Source organism: Mesorhizobium sp. M1365 (genome assembly GCF_040317865.1).
Taxonomy (GTDB): domain Bacteria; phylum Pseudomonadota; class Alphaproteobacteria; order Rhizobiales; family Rhizobiaceae; genus Mesorhizobium.
Genome location: NZ_JAMYLG010000012.1, coordinates 109,981 through 123,686 on the forward strand (window position 1 = coordinate 109,981; position 13,706 = coordinate 123,686).

The 13,706-nt window shown below is 62.0% G+C and carries 15 protein-coding genes; 8 read left to right on the forward strand and 7 right to left on the reverse strand.

Features of this window, described 5'->3' with window-relative positions:
• Window positions 1-344 precede the first annotated feature (344 nt).
• The gene (locus NKH04_RS16285) at window positions 345-1,223 is read right to left on the reverse strand and encodes an aldo/keto reductase family oxidoreductase (RefSeq protein WP_353044562.1); all 879 of its coding nucleotides are present in this window, start codon (window positions 1,221-1,223) and stop codon (window positions 345-347) included.
• 94 nt (window positions 1,224-1,317) lie between these two features.
• On the opposite strand from NKH04_RS16285, the gene NKH04_RS16290 reads away from it, so the two are divergent.
• A complete protein-coding gene (locus tag NKH04_RS16290) occupies window positions 1,318-2,226 on the forward strand; it encodes a LysR family transcriptional regulator (protein WP_353044563.1) in 909 nt (302 codons plus the stop codon).
• A gap of 87 nt (window positions 2,227-2,313) precedes the next feature.
• On the opposite strand, the gene NKH04_RS16295 is transcribed toward NKH04_RS16290, so the two are convergent.
• The 4 genes from NKH04_RS16295 to NKH04_RS16310 form a co-directional block, all read right to left on the reverse strand.
• Window positions 2,314-2,844 (reverse strand): hypothetical protein, encoded by a 531-nt coding sequence (locus NKH04_RS16295; RefSeq protein WP_352817620.1) that lies wholly within the window; start codon window positions 2,842-2,844, stop codon window positions 2,314-2,316.
• A gap of 224 nt (window positions 2,845-3,068) precedes the next feature.
• Window positions 3,069-3,551, reverse strand: coding sequence for a 30S ribosomal protein S9 (gene rpsI, locus NKH04_RS16300; protein WP_023674644.1), 483 nt, complete (start codon window positions 3,549-3,551; stop codon window positions 3,069-3,071).
• A 1-nt stretch (window position 3,552) separates the two neighbouring features.
• Window positions 3,553-4,017 carry a 50S ribosomal protein L13 gene (rplM, locus tag NKH04_RS16305; RefSeq protein WP_023674645.1) on the reverse strand — a complete coding sequence of 155 codons (465 nt, stop codon included), beginning with the start codon at window positions 4,015-4,017 and terminating at the stop codon, window positions 3,553-3,555.
• 214 nt (window positions 4,018-4,231) lie between these two features.
• Window positions 4,232-4,696, reverse strand: a complete 465-nt coding sequence (locus NKH04_RS16310; RefSeq protein WP_353044564.1) for a PaaI family thioesterase — start codon at window positions 4,694-4,696, stop codon at window positions 4,232-4,234.
• Between the two features lie 156 nt (window positions 4,697-4,852).
• Between NKH04_RS16310 and NKH04_RS16315 the strand changes: the two genes are divergently transcribed.
• From NKH04_RS16315 to NKH04_RS16335, 5 genes are all read left to right on the forward strand, one after another.
• On the forward strand, window positions 4,853-5,674 hold the full coding sequence (locus tag NKH04_RS16315; RefSeq protein WP_353044584.1) for an enoyl-CoA hydratase: 822 nt from the start codon (window positions 4,853-4,855) through the stop codon (window positions 5,672-5,674).
• A 9-nt stretch (window positions 5,675-5,683) separates the two neighbouring features.
• Complete coding sequence (locus tag NKH04_RS16320; protein WP_353044565.1) at window positions 5,684-6,106, forward strand: VOC family protein; 423 nt, start codon at window positions 5,684-5,686, stop codon at window positions 6,104-6,106.
• Window positions 6,107-6,182: 76 nt separating this feature from the next.
• Window positions 6,183-6,704 (forward strand): CoA-binding protein, encoded by a 522-nt coding sequence (locus tag NKH04_RS16325; protein WP_353044566.1) that lies wholly within the window; start codon window positions 6,183-6,185, stop codon window positions 6,702-6,704.
• A gap of 166 nt (window positions 6,705-6,870) precedes the next feature.
• Window positions 6,871-8,151, forward strand: a complete 1,281-nt coding sequence (locus tag NKH04_RS16330) for an O-acetylhomoserine aminocarboxypropyltransferase (RefSeq protein ID WP_023674650.1) — start codon at window positions 6,871-6,873, stop codon at window positions 8,149-8,151.
• A 5-nt stretch (window positions 8,152-8,156) separates the two neighbouring features.
• Complete coding sequence (locus NKH04_RS16335) at window positions 8,157-8,507, forward strand: cupin domain-containing protein (protein WP_352769997.1); 351 nt, start codon at window positions 8,157-8,159, stop codon at window positions 8,505-8,507.
• A 106-nt stretch (window positions 8,508-8,613) separates the two neighbouring features.
• On the opposite strand, the gene NKH04_RS16340 is transcribed toward NKH04_RS16335, so the two are convergent.
• Window positions 8,614-10,041 carry an LVIVD repeat-containing protein gene (locus NKH04_RS16340; protein WP_353044567.1) on the reverse strand — a complete coding sequence of 476 codons (1,428 nt, stop codon included), beginning with the start codon at window positions 10,039-10,041 and terminating at the stop codon, window positions 8,614-8,616.
• Window positions 10,042-10,180: 139 nt separating this feature from the next.
• Here NKH04_RS16340 and NKH04_RS16345 point away from each other — a divergent pair, with 139 nt between their 5' ends.
• Entirely contained in the window at window positions 10,181-11,095 is a 915-nt protein-coding gene (locus tag NKH04_RS16345; protein ID WP_352682001.1) for a LysR family transcriptional regulator, read from the forward strand.
• A gap of 160 nt (window positions 11,096-11,255) precedes the next feature.
• Here NKH04_RS16345 and NKH04_RS16350 read toward each other — a convergent pair whose 3' ends face one another.
• Window positions 11,256-12,503: a cytochrome P450 gene (locus NKH04_RS16350; protein ID WP_352614131.1), complete on the reverse strand. Its 1,248-nt coding sequence runs from the start codon at window positions 12,501-12,503 to the stop codon at window positions 11,256-11,258.
• Window positions 12,504-12,600: 97 nt separating this feature from the next.
• On the opposite strand from NKH04_RS16350, the gene NKH04_RS16355 reads away from it, so the two are divergent.
• On the forward strand, window positions 12,601-13,704 hold the full coding sequence (locus NKH04_RS16355; RefSeq protein ID WP_353044568.1) for an NAD(P)/FAD-dependent oxidoreductase: 1,104 nt from the start codon (window positions 12,601-12,603) through the stop codon (window positions 13,702-13,704).
• The last annotated feature ends 2 nt before the right edge of the window (window positions 13,705-13,706 follow it).

The window sequence follows — 13,706 nt, forward strand, 5'->3', positions numbered from 1 at the left end:
CGAGAATTGGATCTCCCTCTTGTGGGGACGATGCCCGGCAGGGCAGAAGGGCGCTGTCCCGCCGACCCCAGGCCGGCAGCGCCAAACTATCGGAGGAACCCAGAAACAGAAAACCCGCCTCTGTGGGCGGGTCGCTGGAGCCAATTAGCACCATACCCAGACTAGTAGCATAGCTGCCGGCACAAAGCAAGAACAAAATGTGGCGTAGTGGCAGAAAAATGCGACGATCCTTCAGCGCCTCGGCGGTTCCGCCTGCAAGGTCGCGCCTTCGCTGTCCTGCCGGCAATCTCCCCCGCAAAGGGAACCCACTTGGGGGAGATTGGCTCATCACTGCCTTCGGCAATCTATCCGCAGGCCGCCATTGCCACACCATCCAGCTCCTTGATGACATCGTCCGACAGTTCGAGGTCGGCAGCGGCGAGGTTCTCTCTGAGATGCGCGACGGAAGACGTGCCGGGAATCAGAAGAATGTTGGGCGCGCGGCGAAGCAGCCAGGCGAGCGCGACCTGCATGGGCGTGGCGCCGAGGCGTGCGGCGACCTTGGACAAGGTCAACGACTGCAACGGGTTGAAGCCGCCAAGTGGGAAGAACGGCACATAGGCGGTGCCGTCGCGGGCGAGATCGTCGATCGAGGCATCATCGCCCCGATGCGCCAGATTGTACTGGTTCTGCACGCAGTCGATCCTGCACATCCTGCGGCCTTCGGCGATCTGTGCGGCGGTGACGTTGCTCAGCCCGATGTGGCGCACGAGGCCCTGTCGCTGGAGCTCGGCAAGCGTCGCAAGCGGCGCCTCGATCGACCCTTCGGCGGGGCCATGCGCGTCGAACATGACCCGAAGGTTGACCACCTCCAGCACGTCGAGTCCGAGATTGTGCAGATTGTCTTGCACCGCCTGTGTCAGCTCTTCTGCCGAGAAGGCCGGCAGCCATGAGCCATCCGTGCCACGTCGGGCACCGATCTTGGTGACAATAACGAGGTCGTCTGGATAGGGTGCGAGCGCTTCGCGGATCAACAGGTTGGTCACGTGCGGGCCATAGAAGTCGCTGGTGTCGATGTGGTTGACGCCTTGTGCAACGGCTTCGCGCAGTACGGCCAATGCCGTGTCGTGGTCCTTTGGTGGGCCGAAGACGCCTGGCCCTGCGAGCTGCATGGCGCCGTAGCCGAGCCGTCTCACTGGGCGGTCGCCGAGGATGAATGTGCCGGACTGGTCGACGCTGGACATGGTCTTTCTCCTTCAGGAACGGTGCACAGATAGACGCTGTCCGATCTCATGATAATTGGGTACAATTCGCACGGGCTGTGCGGAATGACGAACAATGCAGATTGATCTCGGGGACCTGAACGCCTTCGTGGCCGTAGCGCGCGCCAAAGGTTTTCGGGATGCGGCACGCGCCAGCGGCGGCAGTGCGTCCGGCTTGAGCGAGGCGGTGCGGCGCCTGGAGACGCAGCTCGGTGTCAGGCTGCTCAACCGGACGACCCGCAGCGTTGTCCTGACGGAAGCCGGCGAAGGCCTGCTGGCGCGGCTCGGTCCTGCCTTGACCGAGGTGGAGTCGGCCCTCGACGTAGTGAACGGCTTTCGCGACAGGCCGGCAGGTACGTTGCGCCTCAATGTGCCGGTCAGCGCGGCGCGGCTGGTACTGCCCAGCATCGTTCCGCCTTTTCTCGCCGCCTATCCGGGCATCCGGTTGGAGGTGATCTCGGAGGAGAGCTCCGTCGATGTGCTGGCGGCGGGGTGCGACGCCGGCATTCGCTACGAGGAGCGGCTGGAGCAGGACATGATCGCTGTGCCGATCGGACCGCGTGTGCAGCGCTTCGCCACCGCCGCCAGCCCGGCCTACCTGGATCGTCATGGCCGGCCGCAACATCCGCGCGACCTGCTCGGCCACGCCTGCCTGCGCGGCCGCTTTGCCAGCCGTGCGATGCCGCCGTGGGAATTCGAGCGCGACGGCGAGGTGGTGCGGGTCGACCCGACGGGGCCGCTTCTCGTGACCCTGGGCGGGGCGACTGACCTCAAAGTCGATGCAGCCATCGCCGGCACCGGCATCATCAGCCTGTTCGAGGATTGGCTACGTCCTTACTTCGAGAGCGGAGCGCTCGAACCGCTGCTTGAACCCTGGTGGCAGAGCTTCTCCGGGCCGTTCCTTTACTATCCCGGCCGGCGCCTCGTGCCGGCGCCGTTGCGGGCGTTCATTGACTTCATCAAGGCGTCCGCCGGCCAGCCCTGACACCCGGGAGAGCCGCGCCCGAAAATAAGCGCGGCTCCCTTCCCTCAGGTGACCCGCCACTACGCTTCGCGGCAGGTCTTGCTTGATCTATTTGACTGGAATCATCAGGTGCGCGTAGGGCGTGTCGGGGAACATGACGTATGGTTGTGTGGGGTTCGGCTCGTGGGGATACAAGGCCATCATGTCTGGTGCGTTCATGACCATCACGTGCGGACCATCATGCAGCCATTCGGCCCCCTCCGGCGGCTTGGTTGCAAAGGGGTCGGTATTGCTGGCCGCATCGCCTCCTTTTAGCATGTAGGCGAAAGCAACTTTCCCTGCAGGCGGCTCCTTCTTGGACATGATCGCGTGCATCCACGCCATCCCGTTCTCATCCGTGCACATTGGGTCGTCGGCGGGAGTGCTCGGGTCGTCCGGGATGCAAGTGAAACCGTTGGTGCCCTTCCTCAACGTTTTCATCTCCCAATTCACGACGGCGGCGTTTTTGCCGACAGCCGCCGGTGCCGCTGTAATCGCATTCTCGATCAGCTGCTCGTCGCTTTTGTCGGCCGCAGGCGCGGCGAATGCCCAAGTGGCGGCGACAGCTGCCAGAAACGCACTGCTGGAATGGATGCGCATTGCCTCCTCCTTCGCGAGCGTCGGGTTACCGGCGCGTCGCAACGTGCACAGCTCCCGCTCTGTGGAGTTGGCTGCTGCCCTGGGATCTGGAACGCGCCTGTAATTAAGATACTACTAATATTACGTTTGGTCACCTGAAGATGCGGGATTGCTATGTCGACAAAGAAAAGGGGGCTGCGAATACGCAGCCCCTCTGAAAAAATCGATAGAAAACAGGTCTCTGTTTAACGCTTCGAGAACTGGAAGGAGCGGCGGGCCTTCGCCTTGCCGTACTTCTTGCGCTCGACGACGCGGCTGTCGCGGGTCAGGAAGCCACCCTTCTTGAGCACGGCGCGCAGCGCCGGCTCGTAATAGGTCAGCGCCTTGGAGATGCCGTGGCGCACGGCACCGGCCTGGCCGGAAAGGCCGCCGCCGATGACGGTGGCAACGATGTCGTACTGGCCGGCGCGATTGGCGGCGATGATCGGCTGGTTGAGGATCATCTGCAGCACCGGACGCGCGAAATATTCGGCGAACACCTTGTCGTTGACGACGATCTTGCCGGAGCCGGGCTTCACCCAGACGCGGGCGATGGCGTTCTTGCGCTTGCCGGTGGCGTAGGCGCGGCCCGACTTATCGAGTTTCTGGACGTGGACGGGTGCGGCCGGCTGGGTGTTGGTATTGCCGGTGGCAGCTCCGAGTTCTGCGAGCGAGGAAAGCTCAGCCATCTTACGAAACCTTCTTGTTCTTGGCGTTCAGCTTGGCCACGTCGAGGACGACGGGCTGCTGGGCGACATGCGGATGTTCCGTGCCTGCATAGACGCGGAGGTTCTTCATCTGGCGACGGCCGAGCGGGCCACGCGGGATCATGCGTTCGACGGCCTTCTCGACGACACGTTCGGGAAAGCGGCCCTCGAGCAGCTGGCGCGCGGTGCGCTCCTTGACGCCGCCGGGGTGGCCGGTGTGCCAGTAATAGACCTTGTCGGTGAACTTCTTGCCGGTGAACACCACTTTGTCGGCATTGATGACGATGACGTTGTCGCCGTCGTCGACGTGCGGGGTGAAGGTGGGCTTGTGTTTGCCGCGAAGATGATTGGCGATGACAGTGGCGAGACGGCCGACGACGAGACCCTCGGCGTCGATCAGCACCCACTTCTTCACCACATCCGCAGGCTTCTGCGAAAAGGTTGCCATGGATTGTTGCTTTCGGTTAGGACCTTCAAAAGAAGGCGTTTCTTGTTGCTTGGATTGGCGAAAGGCGCTTGCCCGCCGCCAATAACAAAACGGCGGCCTTTGCGGGCCGCTGTTCCGTGAGGGCTTATAGGAGAGGACGGCGACTGCGTCAAGGCGCGTGAAATGTCGGCGAGCTATCAAAATCCAGCAAAAACAATGCCTTGGATGAAAGGTATTATTTTACCACACCGTCCATCCGCTTTGGCGGGATCGAATAGGTGCCCGTTGCGTGCGCTACCGTGTGTCCCTCCGGGCCGGCGACGATGTCGATATCGAACACCATCAGGCTCTTGCCGAGCTTGAGGATGCGGCAATGGCCGTCGATCGGCCCGGCCTCGGCCTTGCGGACGAAATTGATGTTGAGACTGGTGGTGACCGAAAGCGCATCCGGTCCGGCATGCGAGAGCACGCAGACATAGCCGCCTATGTCGGCCAGCGTGAACAGCGCCGAACCCGACACGGTGCCGCCGGGACGCAAATGGCGCTCGTCGGCGTTGAGCCGCACGACACAGCCGCCTGGAAACACCTCCAACGCCTCGTAGAAGGTGAACTGGTCGTTGAGCTGCGGGAAAATGGTCGCCATCAGCGCGTTGATTTCGGCAGCCGCCAGCACCGGCTTGAGATTGCTGTGGGCGGGCATTTCAGTCTCCCGGTTTGCGCCCTGCATGTATGAACGCGACGTGGCGTTTCTGGCAACACCCCATTCATTATGGCAGAAGCGGACGAGGGAGTTGGACGAAGCGAGGCGGCATACTAGATTAGTCCATCATCGATCCGGAATCGCAGAGGAATGATCATGGCCGAAATCGTCGCCATCAAGCCTGCCGTTGCCGAAGGGCCGGTCGTCTCCAGGCTGGACAAGGGCGTGCTGCGCCTGACGCTCGCCAATCCGCCGGCCAATGCTCTTTCGCTTGCAGTGATGGCGGCGCTGACGGCGGAACTCGACCGCGCCAAGGCCGACAAATCCGTCCGCGTCATCATCCTTGGGGCGGCCGGCAAAGTGTTCTGCGCCGGGCACGACCTCAAGGAGTTGAGCACGCACCGCGCCGATGCCGATCGCGGCAGGGCCTTCTTCGAAAAGACGTTTTCTGCCTGCGCTTCACTGATGCAGGCGATCGTTCGCCATCCTAAGCCGGTGATCGCCGAAGTCGACGGCCTGGCGACGGCGGCCGGATTGCAGCTGGTTGCCAGCTGCGATCTCGCCATCGCCTCGCATGAGGCGACCTTCTGCACGCCTGGCGTCAATATCGGACTGTTCTGCTCGACGCCGATGGTGGCGCTGTCGCGCAACGTCTCGCGCAAGCACGCCATGGAGATGCTTTTGACCGGCGAGACGATCGATGCGGCAACCGCCAAGGAATTCGGCTTGGTCAACCGCGTCGTGCCGCGCGAATATCTGAATCAGATCGTCACCAAATACGCGCAAACCATTGCGTCCAAATCCTCCCTGGTCGTCAAGATCGGCAAGGAAGCCTTCTACGAACAGGCAGAAATGGGGCTGGCCGAGGCCTATGATTACACCGGTCGCGTCATGGTCGAGAATATGCTGGCGCGCGATGCGGAAGAGGGCATTGGCGCCTTCATCGGCAAGCGCAAGCCGGAATGGCCGGAGGAATAGGAGGCGGATATGGAACCGCGCATCTCCATCATCACCATCGCCACCGACGATCTCGACCGTGCGACGCGCTTCTATGAGGCGATGGGCCTGAAGCGCCATGCCGGGATCACCGAGGGCGTTGCCTTCTTCCAGATGGGCGGCGCCATTCTTGGCTTGTTTCCGCGCCCAAGCGCCGAAGAGGATTCGGGCGTCAGCTTCTCGAAGGCGCCGTCGGCCGTCTACCTCGCCTACAACACCCGCTCTGACGCCGAGGTCGACGAAGTGCTTGCGGCGGCTGAGAAGGCCGGCGGCAAGATCGTCAAGCCGGCCGGGCGCGCCTTCTGGGGCGGCTGGTACGGCTATTTCGCCGATGCCGACGGGCATGTCTGGGAAGTCGCCCACAATCCGGCTTTTCCGATCGCGGAAGACGGATCGATTTCGCTGCCGGGCTGACGACGTTCTCCCTGGCCCATTGCAAGCCACTTGCTCGGCTGTTGGCACCTCACTCCGAAGCGCTGTATGACGAGGCATGAACCACGACGCCTACGACAACGCCTATATCGCCGGCATCCTCAATTCGGTGAAGACCATCGCCATGGTCGGCGCATCGGCCAATGACGTGCGGCCGAGCTATTTCGTGCTGAAATATCTGCTCGGCAAAGGGTTTTCGGTGTTCCCGATCAATCCCGGCCAGGCTGGCAAGGAAATCCTCGGGCGGATGACCTATGCCAGGCTGGCCGATGTTCCAAAGCCAATCGACATGGTCGACGTCTTTCGCGGCTCCGTGGCAGTGCCGGGCATCGTCGACGAGGTCTTGCGGCTCGATCCGCTGCCGAAGGTCATCTGGATGCAGCTTGGTGTGCGCAATGACGAGGCCGCCGCACGCGCCGAAGCCGCCGGCATCAAGGTGGTGATGAACCGTTGCCCCAAGATCGAATATGGCAAGCTGTCCGGCGAGATCGGCTGGACCGGCGTCAATTCAGGCGTGCTGTCGTCGAAGAAGCCGCTGATGCGGCCGGGATTCCAGAGTTTCGGCGTTCGCCAGAAGTAGGTAGTGAATAGTGAATGGTGAATAGAAAGATTTTTCTGGAAGGCGGGCAAGGCGGCATATGAGCCGCTTGCAATCAGGGTGGGGCTGGCCGACTTTGCCATTCACCATTCACCATTCACCATTCACCATTCACCATTCACCATTCACCATTGAGGGAGGTTTTTCGATGGCCCGCACGCCCGGTTTCAATACGCTCGCCGTCCATGCCGGCGCCAAGCCGGATCCGGCGACCGGCGCGCGAGCGACGCCGATCTACCAGACCACCTCCTTCGTCTTCGACGATGCCGATCATGCCGCCTCGCTGTTCGGGCTGAAGGCGTTCGGCAACATCTACACCCGCATCATGAATCCGACTCAGGCAGTGCTGGAAGAGCGCATCGCGGCACTCGAAGGCGGCACGGCAGGCCTTGCGGTCGCCTCCGGCCATGCCGCGCAGGTGCTGGTCTTCCACAATCTGATGCAGCCCGGCGACAATTTCGTTTCCGCGACAAAGCTTTACGGCGGCTCGATCAACCAATTCGGCCACGCCTTCAAGAATTTCGGTTGGCAGGTGCGCTGGGCCGACACCAATGATATCTCGACCTTCGAGAGCCAGATCGACGACAGGACCAAGGCAATCTTCATCGAGAGCCTGGCCAATCCCGGCGGCGTCTTCGTCGACATCGAGAAGATCGGCGACATCGCCCGCAAGCACGGCCTGCCGCTGATCGTCGACAACACGCTGGCCTCGCCCTATCTGCTGCGGCCGATCGAGCATGGCGCCGACATCGTCGTGCATTCGCTGACCAAGTTCATCGGCGGTCACGGCAATTCGATCGGCGGCGCCATTGTCGACGGCGGCACGTTCGATTGGTCGAAGTCGGGCAAGTATCCGATGCTGTCGGAGCCGCGCCCCGAATATGGCGGCCTCGTCCTGCACGAGACCTTCGGCAATTTCGCCTTCGCCATCGCTGCTCGCGTGCTCGGCCTGCGCGACATCGGCGCGGCGATTTCGCCGTTCAACGCATTCCTTATCCTGACCGGTCTGGAAACCTTGCCGCTCAGGATGCAGCGCCACTGCGACAATGCGGCGGCGGTCGCCGGATGGCTTTCCAACCATCCCAAGGTCGCCTGGGTTTCCTATCCCGGCCTGCCCAGCGACAAGAACAACGCGTTGCAGAAGAAGTACTCGCCGCTTGGCGCCGGCGCGGTGTTCACATTCGGGCTGAAGGGCGGCTATGCGGCGGGCATCAAGTTCGTCGAGGCGCTCGAACTGTTCTCGCATCTGGCCAATGTCGGCGACACCAAGTCGCTGGTCATCCACCCGGCATCGACCACGCATCGCCAGCTTTCCGACGAGCAGAAGATCAACGCCGGGGCAGGGCCTGACACGGTCAGGCTTTCGGTCGGCATCGAGGACGTCAACGACATCGTCGCCGATCTGGAACAGGCTCTCGCCAAGGTTTGATCGCCATGGCCACACCGAAATTTCTTTCCGTCGGCGTCGACGCCGTCGAACCGGAACTTGGCGCACCAGCGCCGGATCGCCTGATGTCGGGCGATCCGAAATTCCGCACCTGGAATGTCGAGGAACAGCACGGCGGCCTCTATGCCGGCGTCTGGGAAGCGACGCCAGGCAAATGGCGCATCGAATATGATGAGTGGGAGTTCTGCCACATCCTGTCAGGGGTTTCGGTGATCGCCGAAGACGGCGGCGACGCGCGCACCGTCAGGGCAGGCGACAGTTTCGTGCTGAGGCCGGGCTTTAGAGGAAGCTGGGAAGTGCTTGAAACGACGCGCAAGGAGTATGTAATCAAGCTTTGATCTCGCATCGCGCCGGATTTTACAAAAGCGATCGATTTCCGTGTCGGGAAATCCGTATCGGCTGATCATGTCGCGGTGCCATGAAACGTCAGGGTGAATGTGACCGTCACGTTCGATCCGTTTCCGGCCGCGGGCCGGTGTAGCGGAGAATCCAGAGCCCCTGGTTCTTGTCAGTTATGTAAATGAAGCCGCGCCGGTCCACGACCACGTCCTCGGTCTGAACAACCAGCTTGTCTTCCGGCATAGGGCCGTAGCGTCGGACTGGCTCCGGCGGGATGAAGTAGCCGACCTCGCGCGGAAGCCGAGTATTCGAGACGTCATAGACCCTGAGCCCAGCGTTGAAGTGCGCGATATAGAACAGATCACCTTGTTTCTGGACATCGGGATGATGCTGGTGGTGGTTGATGTTGTGCGGTCCGCGCCAGCCGCCACGAGTTGTGAAATCCGAATAGGGAGCGCCTTCGGGTGGCACTGGTTCGGGCAACAACGACAGCAGAAAGGGTTCACTGGAATCGGAAATATCGACGATCGAAGCGTGATGCATCGGACCAAGTCCATAGGTGACGTTCTCCGAATTGGCGAAGACAATGCCGCGCTCTGGAATCGGCAGCACGCTATGCACACCGAAGCGCGAGTGAAACGGAGGGCTGAAGCTCAGGCCGCCGACCTGCCTCGGCTGGGAGACGTCGCTAATATCGAGCACAACGATTCCCGCCGCACCATAAGGCAAATAGACAAGATCGCCAGTGACATAAGGCGGGCCGTGCAGCGAGACATCCTCGCCCGTGCTGGCGCAGAAGGCGCCGCACATGCATTGCGGCTTCAGTCGCAACCGGTAGCGATCGGCAGTCTCCTGGTCGGCGGCGGGCTTCGCAGCCGCAAAGCTCTCGCCGCCGGCCTCGTGCTGGCCCGGCACCCACCAGCGTCCGGCTTCGCGCGGATTCGAGCGATCCGAAATATCGAGGATGACGTAGATGTTGCCCCTGTAACCCGGCATGCCGGCGGCAAGGTGGACATAACGTCCACCGGGATAGAGGTTGCGATGCGTGCCGTTTCCGCCGGTGCGGTAGTGACTGAGTTGTTTCGGATTGATGGGGTCCGCGATATCCCAGATCAGAACGCCTTCGCCGAACGGTGCGTCGGGGTCACCGCCGAAATTAGCAAAGGGCTTTTCGAGGGCGGTCACCATCGTGTCGCCGGACAAATCTATTTGTAGAGTCCAAGTATTCGTGCCGAGATAGGGCACGAACTTGACCGTCTCGGGCTTGGCCGGGTCGGTCACGTCCACGATGCTCCAGCCGGAGTGCCAGAAGTGCCCAGTGTAGAGATACCAACGTTCGCCAACCTGCCTGATCGCCATTTTGAAGGCTGGGCGATGATCGAGATCGGTATAGCCCACAGCTTCGACATTGTGGGCGAAAGCGCCAGGGGGCGCTGGCGACGAAGCTGGAACGGGTTGGGCAAGGGCCTCGCAGACAAGACCGGATTGAGATGTCGCGGCGATCGTCGCGCCGATGAGCGGCACTTTCAGCATCTGGCGGCGTGAAATCTCGGAATTTTTCAAAGCGCGTCTCCCGGATTTTGCAGCTTTCCGGATTTTGCAGATTCCGATACTTTCCGTCCAATATCGTTTGAGCCATGGGTAATTCTATTTGGGAAATTAAAGGCTGAAGATGAACCACAAGCTGATGCAGTCCTTCATGGCCGTCGCCGAAGAGCTGCATTTCGGGCGCGCGGCAGCGCGCTTGCATATCTCACAGCCGCCCCTGACAAAGCAGATCCAGCAACTGGAACAGGCGATGGGTGTGCGCTTGCTGGAGCGCACCAAGCGCAAGGTCGAACTGACTGCGGCGGGGCGTGTGTTCCTTGATGAGGTTAGGGCCGTGCTTCAGCAGACAGAGCAGGCGGTGGAGCTTGCTCGCAAAGCCGATCGTGGCGAAACCGGCCATCTTGCTGTCGGATTCATCGACGCGGCTATCTACAGCGTGGTGCCTTCTGTCGTCCAACGCTTCACCAAGCGCTATCCCGAGGTCGAGTTGAGCCTGACCGACCTGCGCATTCCCAATCAAGTCAGGGCTGTGGCCGAACGCCAGCTCGATATCGGTTTTGTTCATCCTCCCGTCGTTCACAACGCATTGAAGGTCGAAAGCATACTGGTCGAACCCCTGATCGTGGCCTTGCCGGAAACGCATCGGCTGGCCTCGGAAGCAGAGGTCGCGCTAGCCGACTTGGCCTCCGAAGCGTTGATTCAGTTCCCGCGCAGCATCAATCCATCCCTCTATGACGAGATCGTCGGGTTGTGCCGTTCATCCGGGTTCAGCCCGAGGATCGTTCGAGAAGCAACGCCGAAGCAGACAATCATCGGACTTGTATCCGTCGGGCTGGGCGTCTCGCTGCTGCCCGCCTGTCTGCAAAATTTGCGCCGGAGCGGCGTCGTTTATCGCCCTATCCAGGGACGAACCTTGTCTATCGACACTTCAATCATCTACCGGCATGAACAACCCTCGCCGGTGCTGAAGGCCTTCCTCGACATCGTCCGCGAGACGACGCAAAAAGATTCAAATCCCGTCTCTCTTCAAGCTTCATGACCGAATTTCTATAGGCATCCGGGATTGTTAGTGTGAGGTCCTGCTTCCGGTAGCTTCATCGTTCGATCAGCGATTATTTGGCACTCGCGGCCTTGAGATGTTACCTATTTGACCGGAATTCGCCGGAGCCGGCTTCGAAGCCTGTCGTCGGAAGCCGTCCTCAGATTCTGACGGCAAGCGTTTCCAACCCGTGGAAATGATACGTGTCACGGAAGCGCGGCTGTTCGGCCATTTGGAGCCGCGGCAGGCGTTCGAACAAGGTTTTCAGCGACACCTGCAGTTCGAGCCGGGCGAGCGGCGCGCCGATGCAGAAATGGATGCCGGCGCCGAACGACACGTTCTTCTGGTCGGCACGGTCCGGCCTGAAGGCGAGGGGCTCGGCAAACGCAGTAGGGTCGCGATTAGCCATGCCGAGCAGCAGACCGATCGTCTCGCCCGGCTGGACGATGATCCCCGGCCCGGCCTCGGCCTCCTGATAGGCGTAGCGCGTGAACATGTGTAGCGGCGCGTCGAAGCGCAGGCACTCTTCGACCGTCGCGGCTGTTGCTTCCGGTGAGGCGAAGAAGCGGCGCGGGTCGCCGCCTTGCGCAAGGATCGAGCGCACCGCATTGCCGGTCTGGTGGACAGTTGCTTCATGGCCGGCATTGAGCAAAAGGATGGCCGAGGATACCAGCTCGTTCTCCGACAGTTTCTGGCCGTCCTCCTGTGCCGCAATCAGCAGCGACAGAAGATCCTCGCCCGGCCTCTTTCGCCGCTCGGCGACGTAGCCGCGCAGAAAATCGGAAAAGTCGCGCGCGGCGCGATTGGCCGTGTCCTCCGTCTCGCGGGTGCGGCCATGCATGTACATGGCGACCATCCGATGCGACCAGTCGAGCAGCTGCGGCCCCATGTCGACCGGCACGCCGAGCATTTCCGCAATGATGGTGATCGGCAAGGGAGCTGCGAATGCCGGCAGCAGGTCGACTCCTCCTGGTTCGAAACGGTCGATCAGTTCGTTGGCCAGCGCCTCGACACGTGGCCTGAGCCGCTCGACCTGGCGCGAGACGAAGGCGCGGTTGACCAGCGTTCTGAGCCGTGTGTGGACAGGCGGCTCCAGCTCCAGCATCGAATTGGCCTCGATGCCGTCGAACGCGCTGAGGTGCGTGCGGTCCTGACCGATGCCTCGGCTGTCCGGAATGCCCGCCGGGTTCTGCCGGCCGAAGCGGCGATCGCGCAGCAGCCGGTTGACGTCGTCGAAGCCGCCAAAGCACCAGAAACCAAACTCCTCCCAGAAGAAGGCGTTCGATGCGCCATGCAGGAAGGCGTAGGCTTCGTAAGGGTTCTGGAAAAAAGCCGGCTCGTGCGGATCGAGCCGCAGGCGACGCGTGGCTGGATCAAAAGCAAGGTAGGGCGGCTTCAATTCGGTCATGCCAGATCATTAGCGCGGCTTGCCAGTCTGGTGCCAGACCGTATGTTGGCCCTCCAGTGAGGTGAGCCGCCGAAGCGGTTGCGGAAGGACGGTTTTCATGAATGTGATCGTGGTCGGTGCAGGCATTGCCGGGCTATCCACGGCGTGGTCACTGGTCAGGGCCGGGCACCTCGTCTCGATCGTCGAGCAGGGACCGATCCCCAATCCGCTTGCCGCGTCGGGCGACCATCATCGCATCATCCGCCGCGCCTACCGGGCCGGAACGGGCTACGGCCGGCTGATCACCGAAGCCTATGAAGCCTGGGATGAGATGTGGGCCGATCTCGGCGAAAGCCATCTCGATCCGCGCGGCTTCATCTGCATTTCGCGCCAGCCGGGAGATGAGGCCGAGGAATACCGAGAAGGCATGGAAGCCGGGAACTACCCGTTCGAATTGTTCGAGCCGGATGCCGCGGTCGAACGCTGGCCGTTCCTGCAGCCTGGTTCATTCCGCTATGCGTATTTTTCGCCGGACGGCGGCGCGCTGCACTGCCGCAAGATCGCCGCCGGCCTCGCCAGGTGGCTGCGCGCGAACGGCGCCAATGTCTACGAGAACAGCAAGGTGGTCGAGATCGACGCCGAGGCCGGGCATATCGTGCTGGCAGGCGGCGAAACGATGCAGGCCGACCGGATCGTCGTCGCTGCCGGCGCCTGGGTGCTGAAACTGTTCCCGGAGCTGGACGGCGAGCTGAAAACCTGGCGCACCGCGCTCGCCTATGTCGAACCGCCGGCGGATCTGCAGGCAGCCTGGCAGGCAGCGCCGGTTGTCCTCGACATTGGCGGCACTGTCGACGGCTACGCAATCCCGCCGACAGGCGGCGCCGGCATGAAATTCGGCTCGGGCCTGCACAGGGTGCCGACCAGCGATGCCGACTGGAACCGTCAGCCGGTACCGGGCGAGGGTGAGGCGATCCGCAACCTGTTTTCGCCGCCGATCGCTCGTATCGAGGAGTACAAGGTCACCGAAGTGGTCACCTGCGCCTACACATTCACCGCCGACGAGAAGTTCCTGGCCCACCGGAAAGGCAGATGCCTGATCGTCTCGGCCTGCTCCGGCCACGGCTACAAGTTCGGCGCGGCGGTCGGCAGAAGGGTTGCGGCCTGCGTCGGCAATGGCGATGTCGACGGCCTGAAGAAATGGCTCAGGGCAGAGGTGGCCTGAGC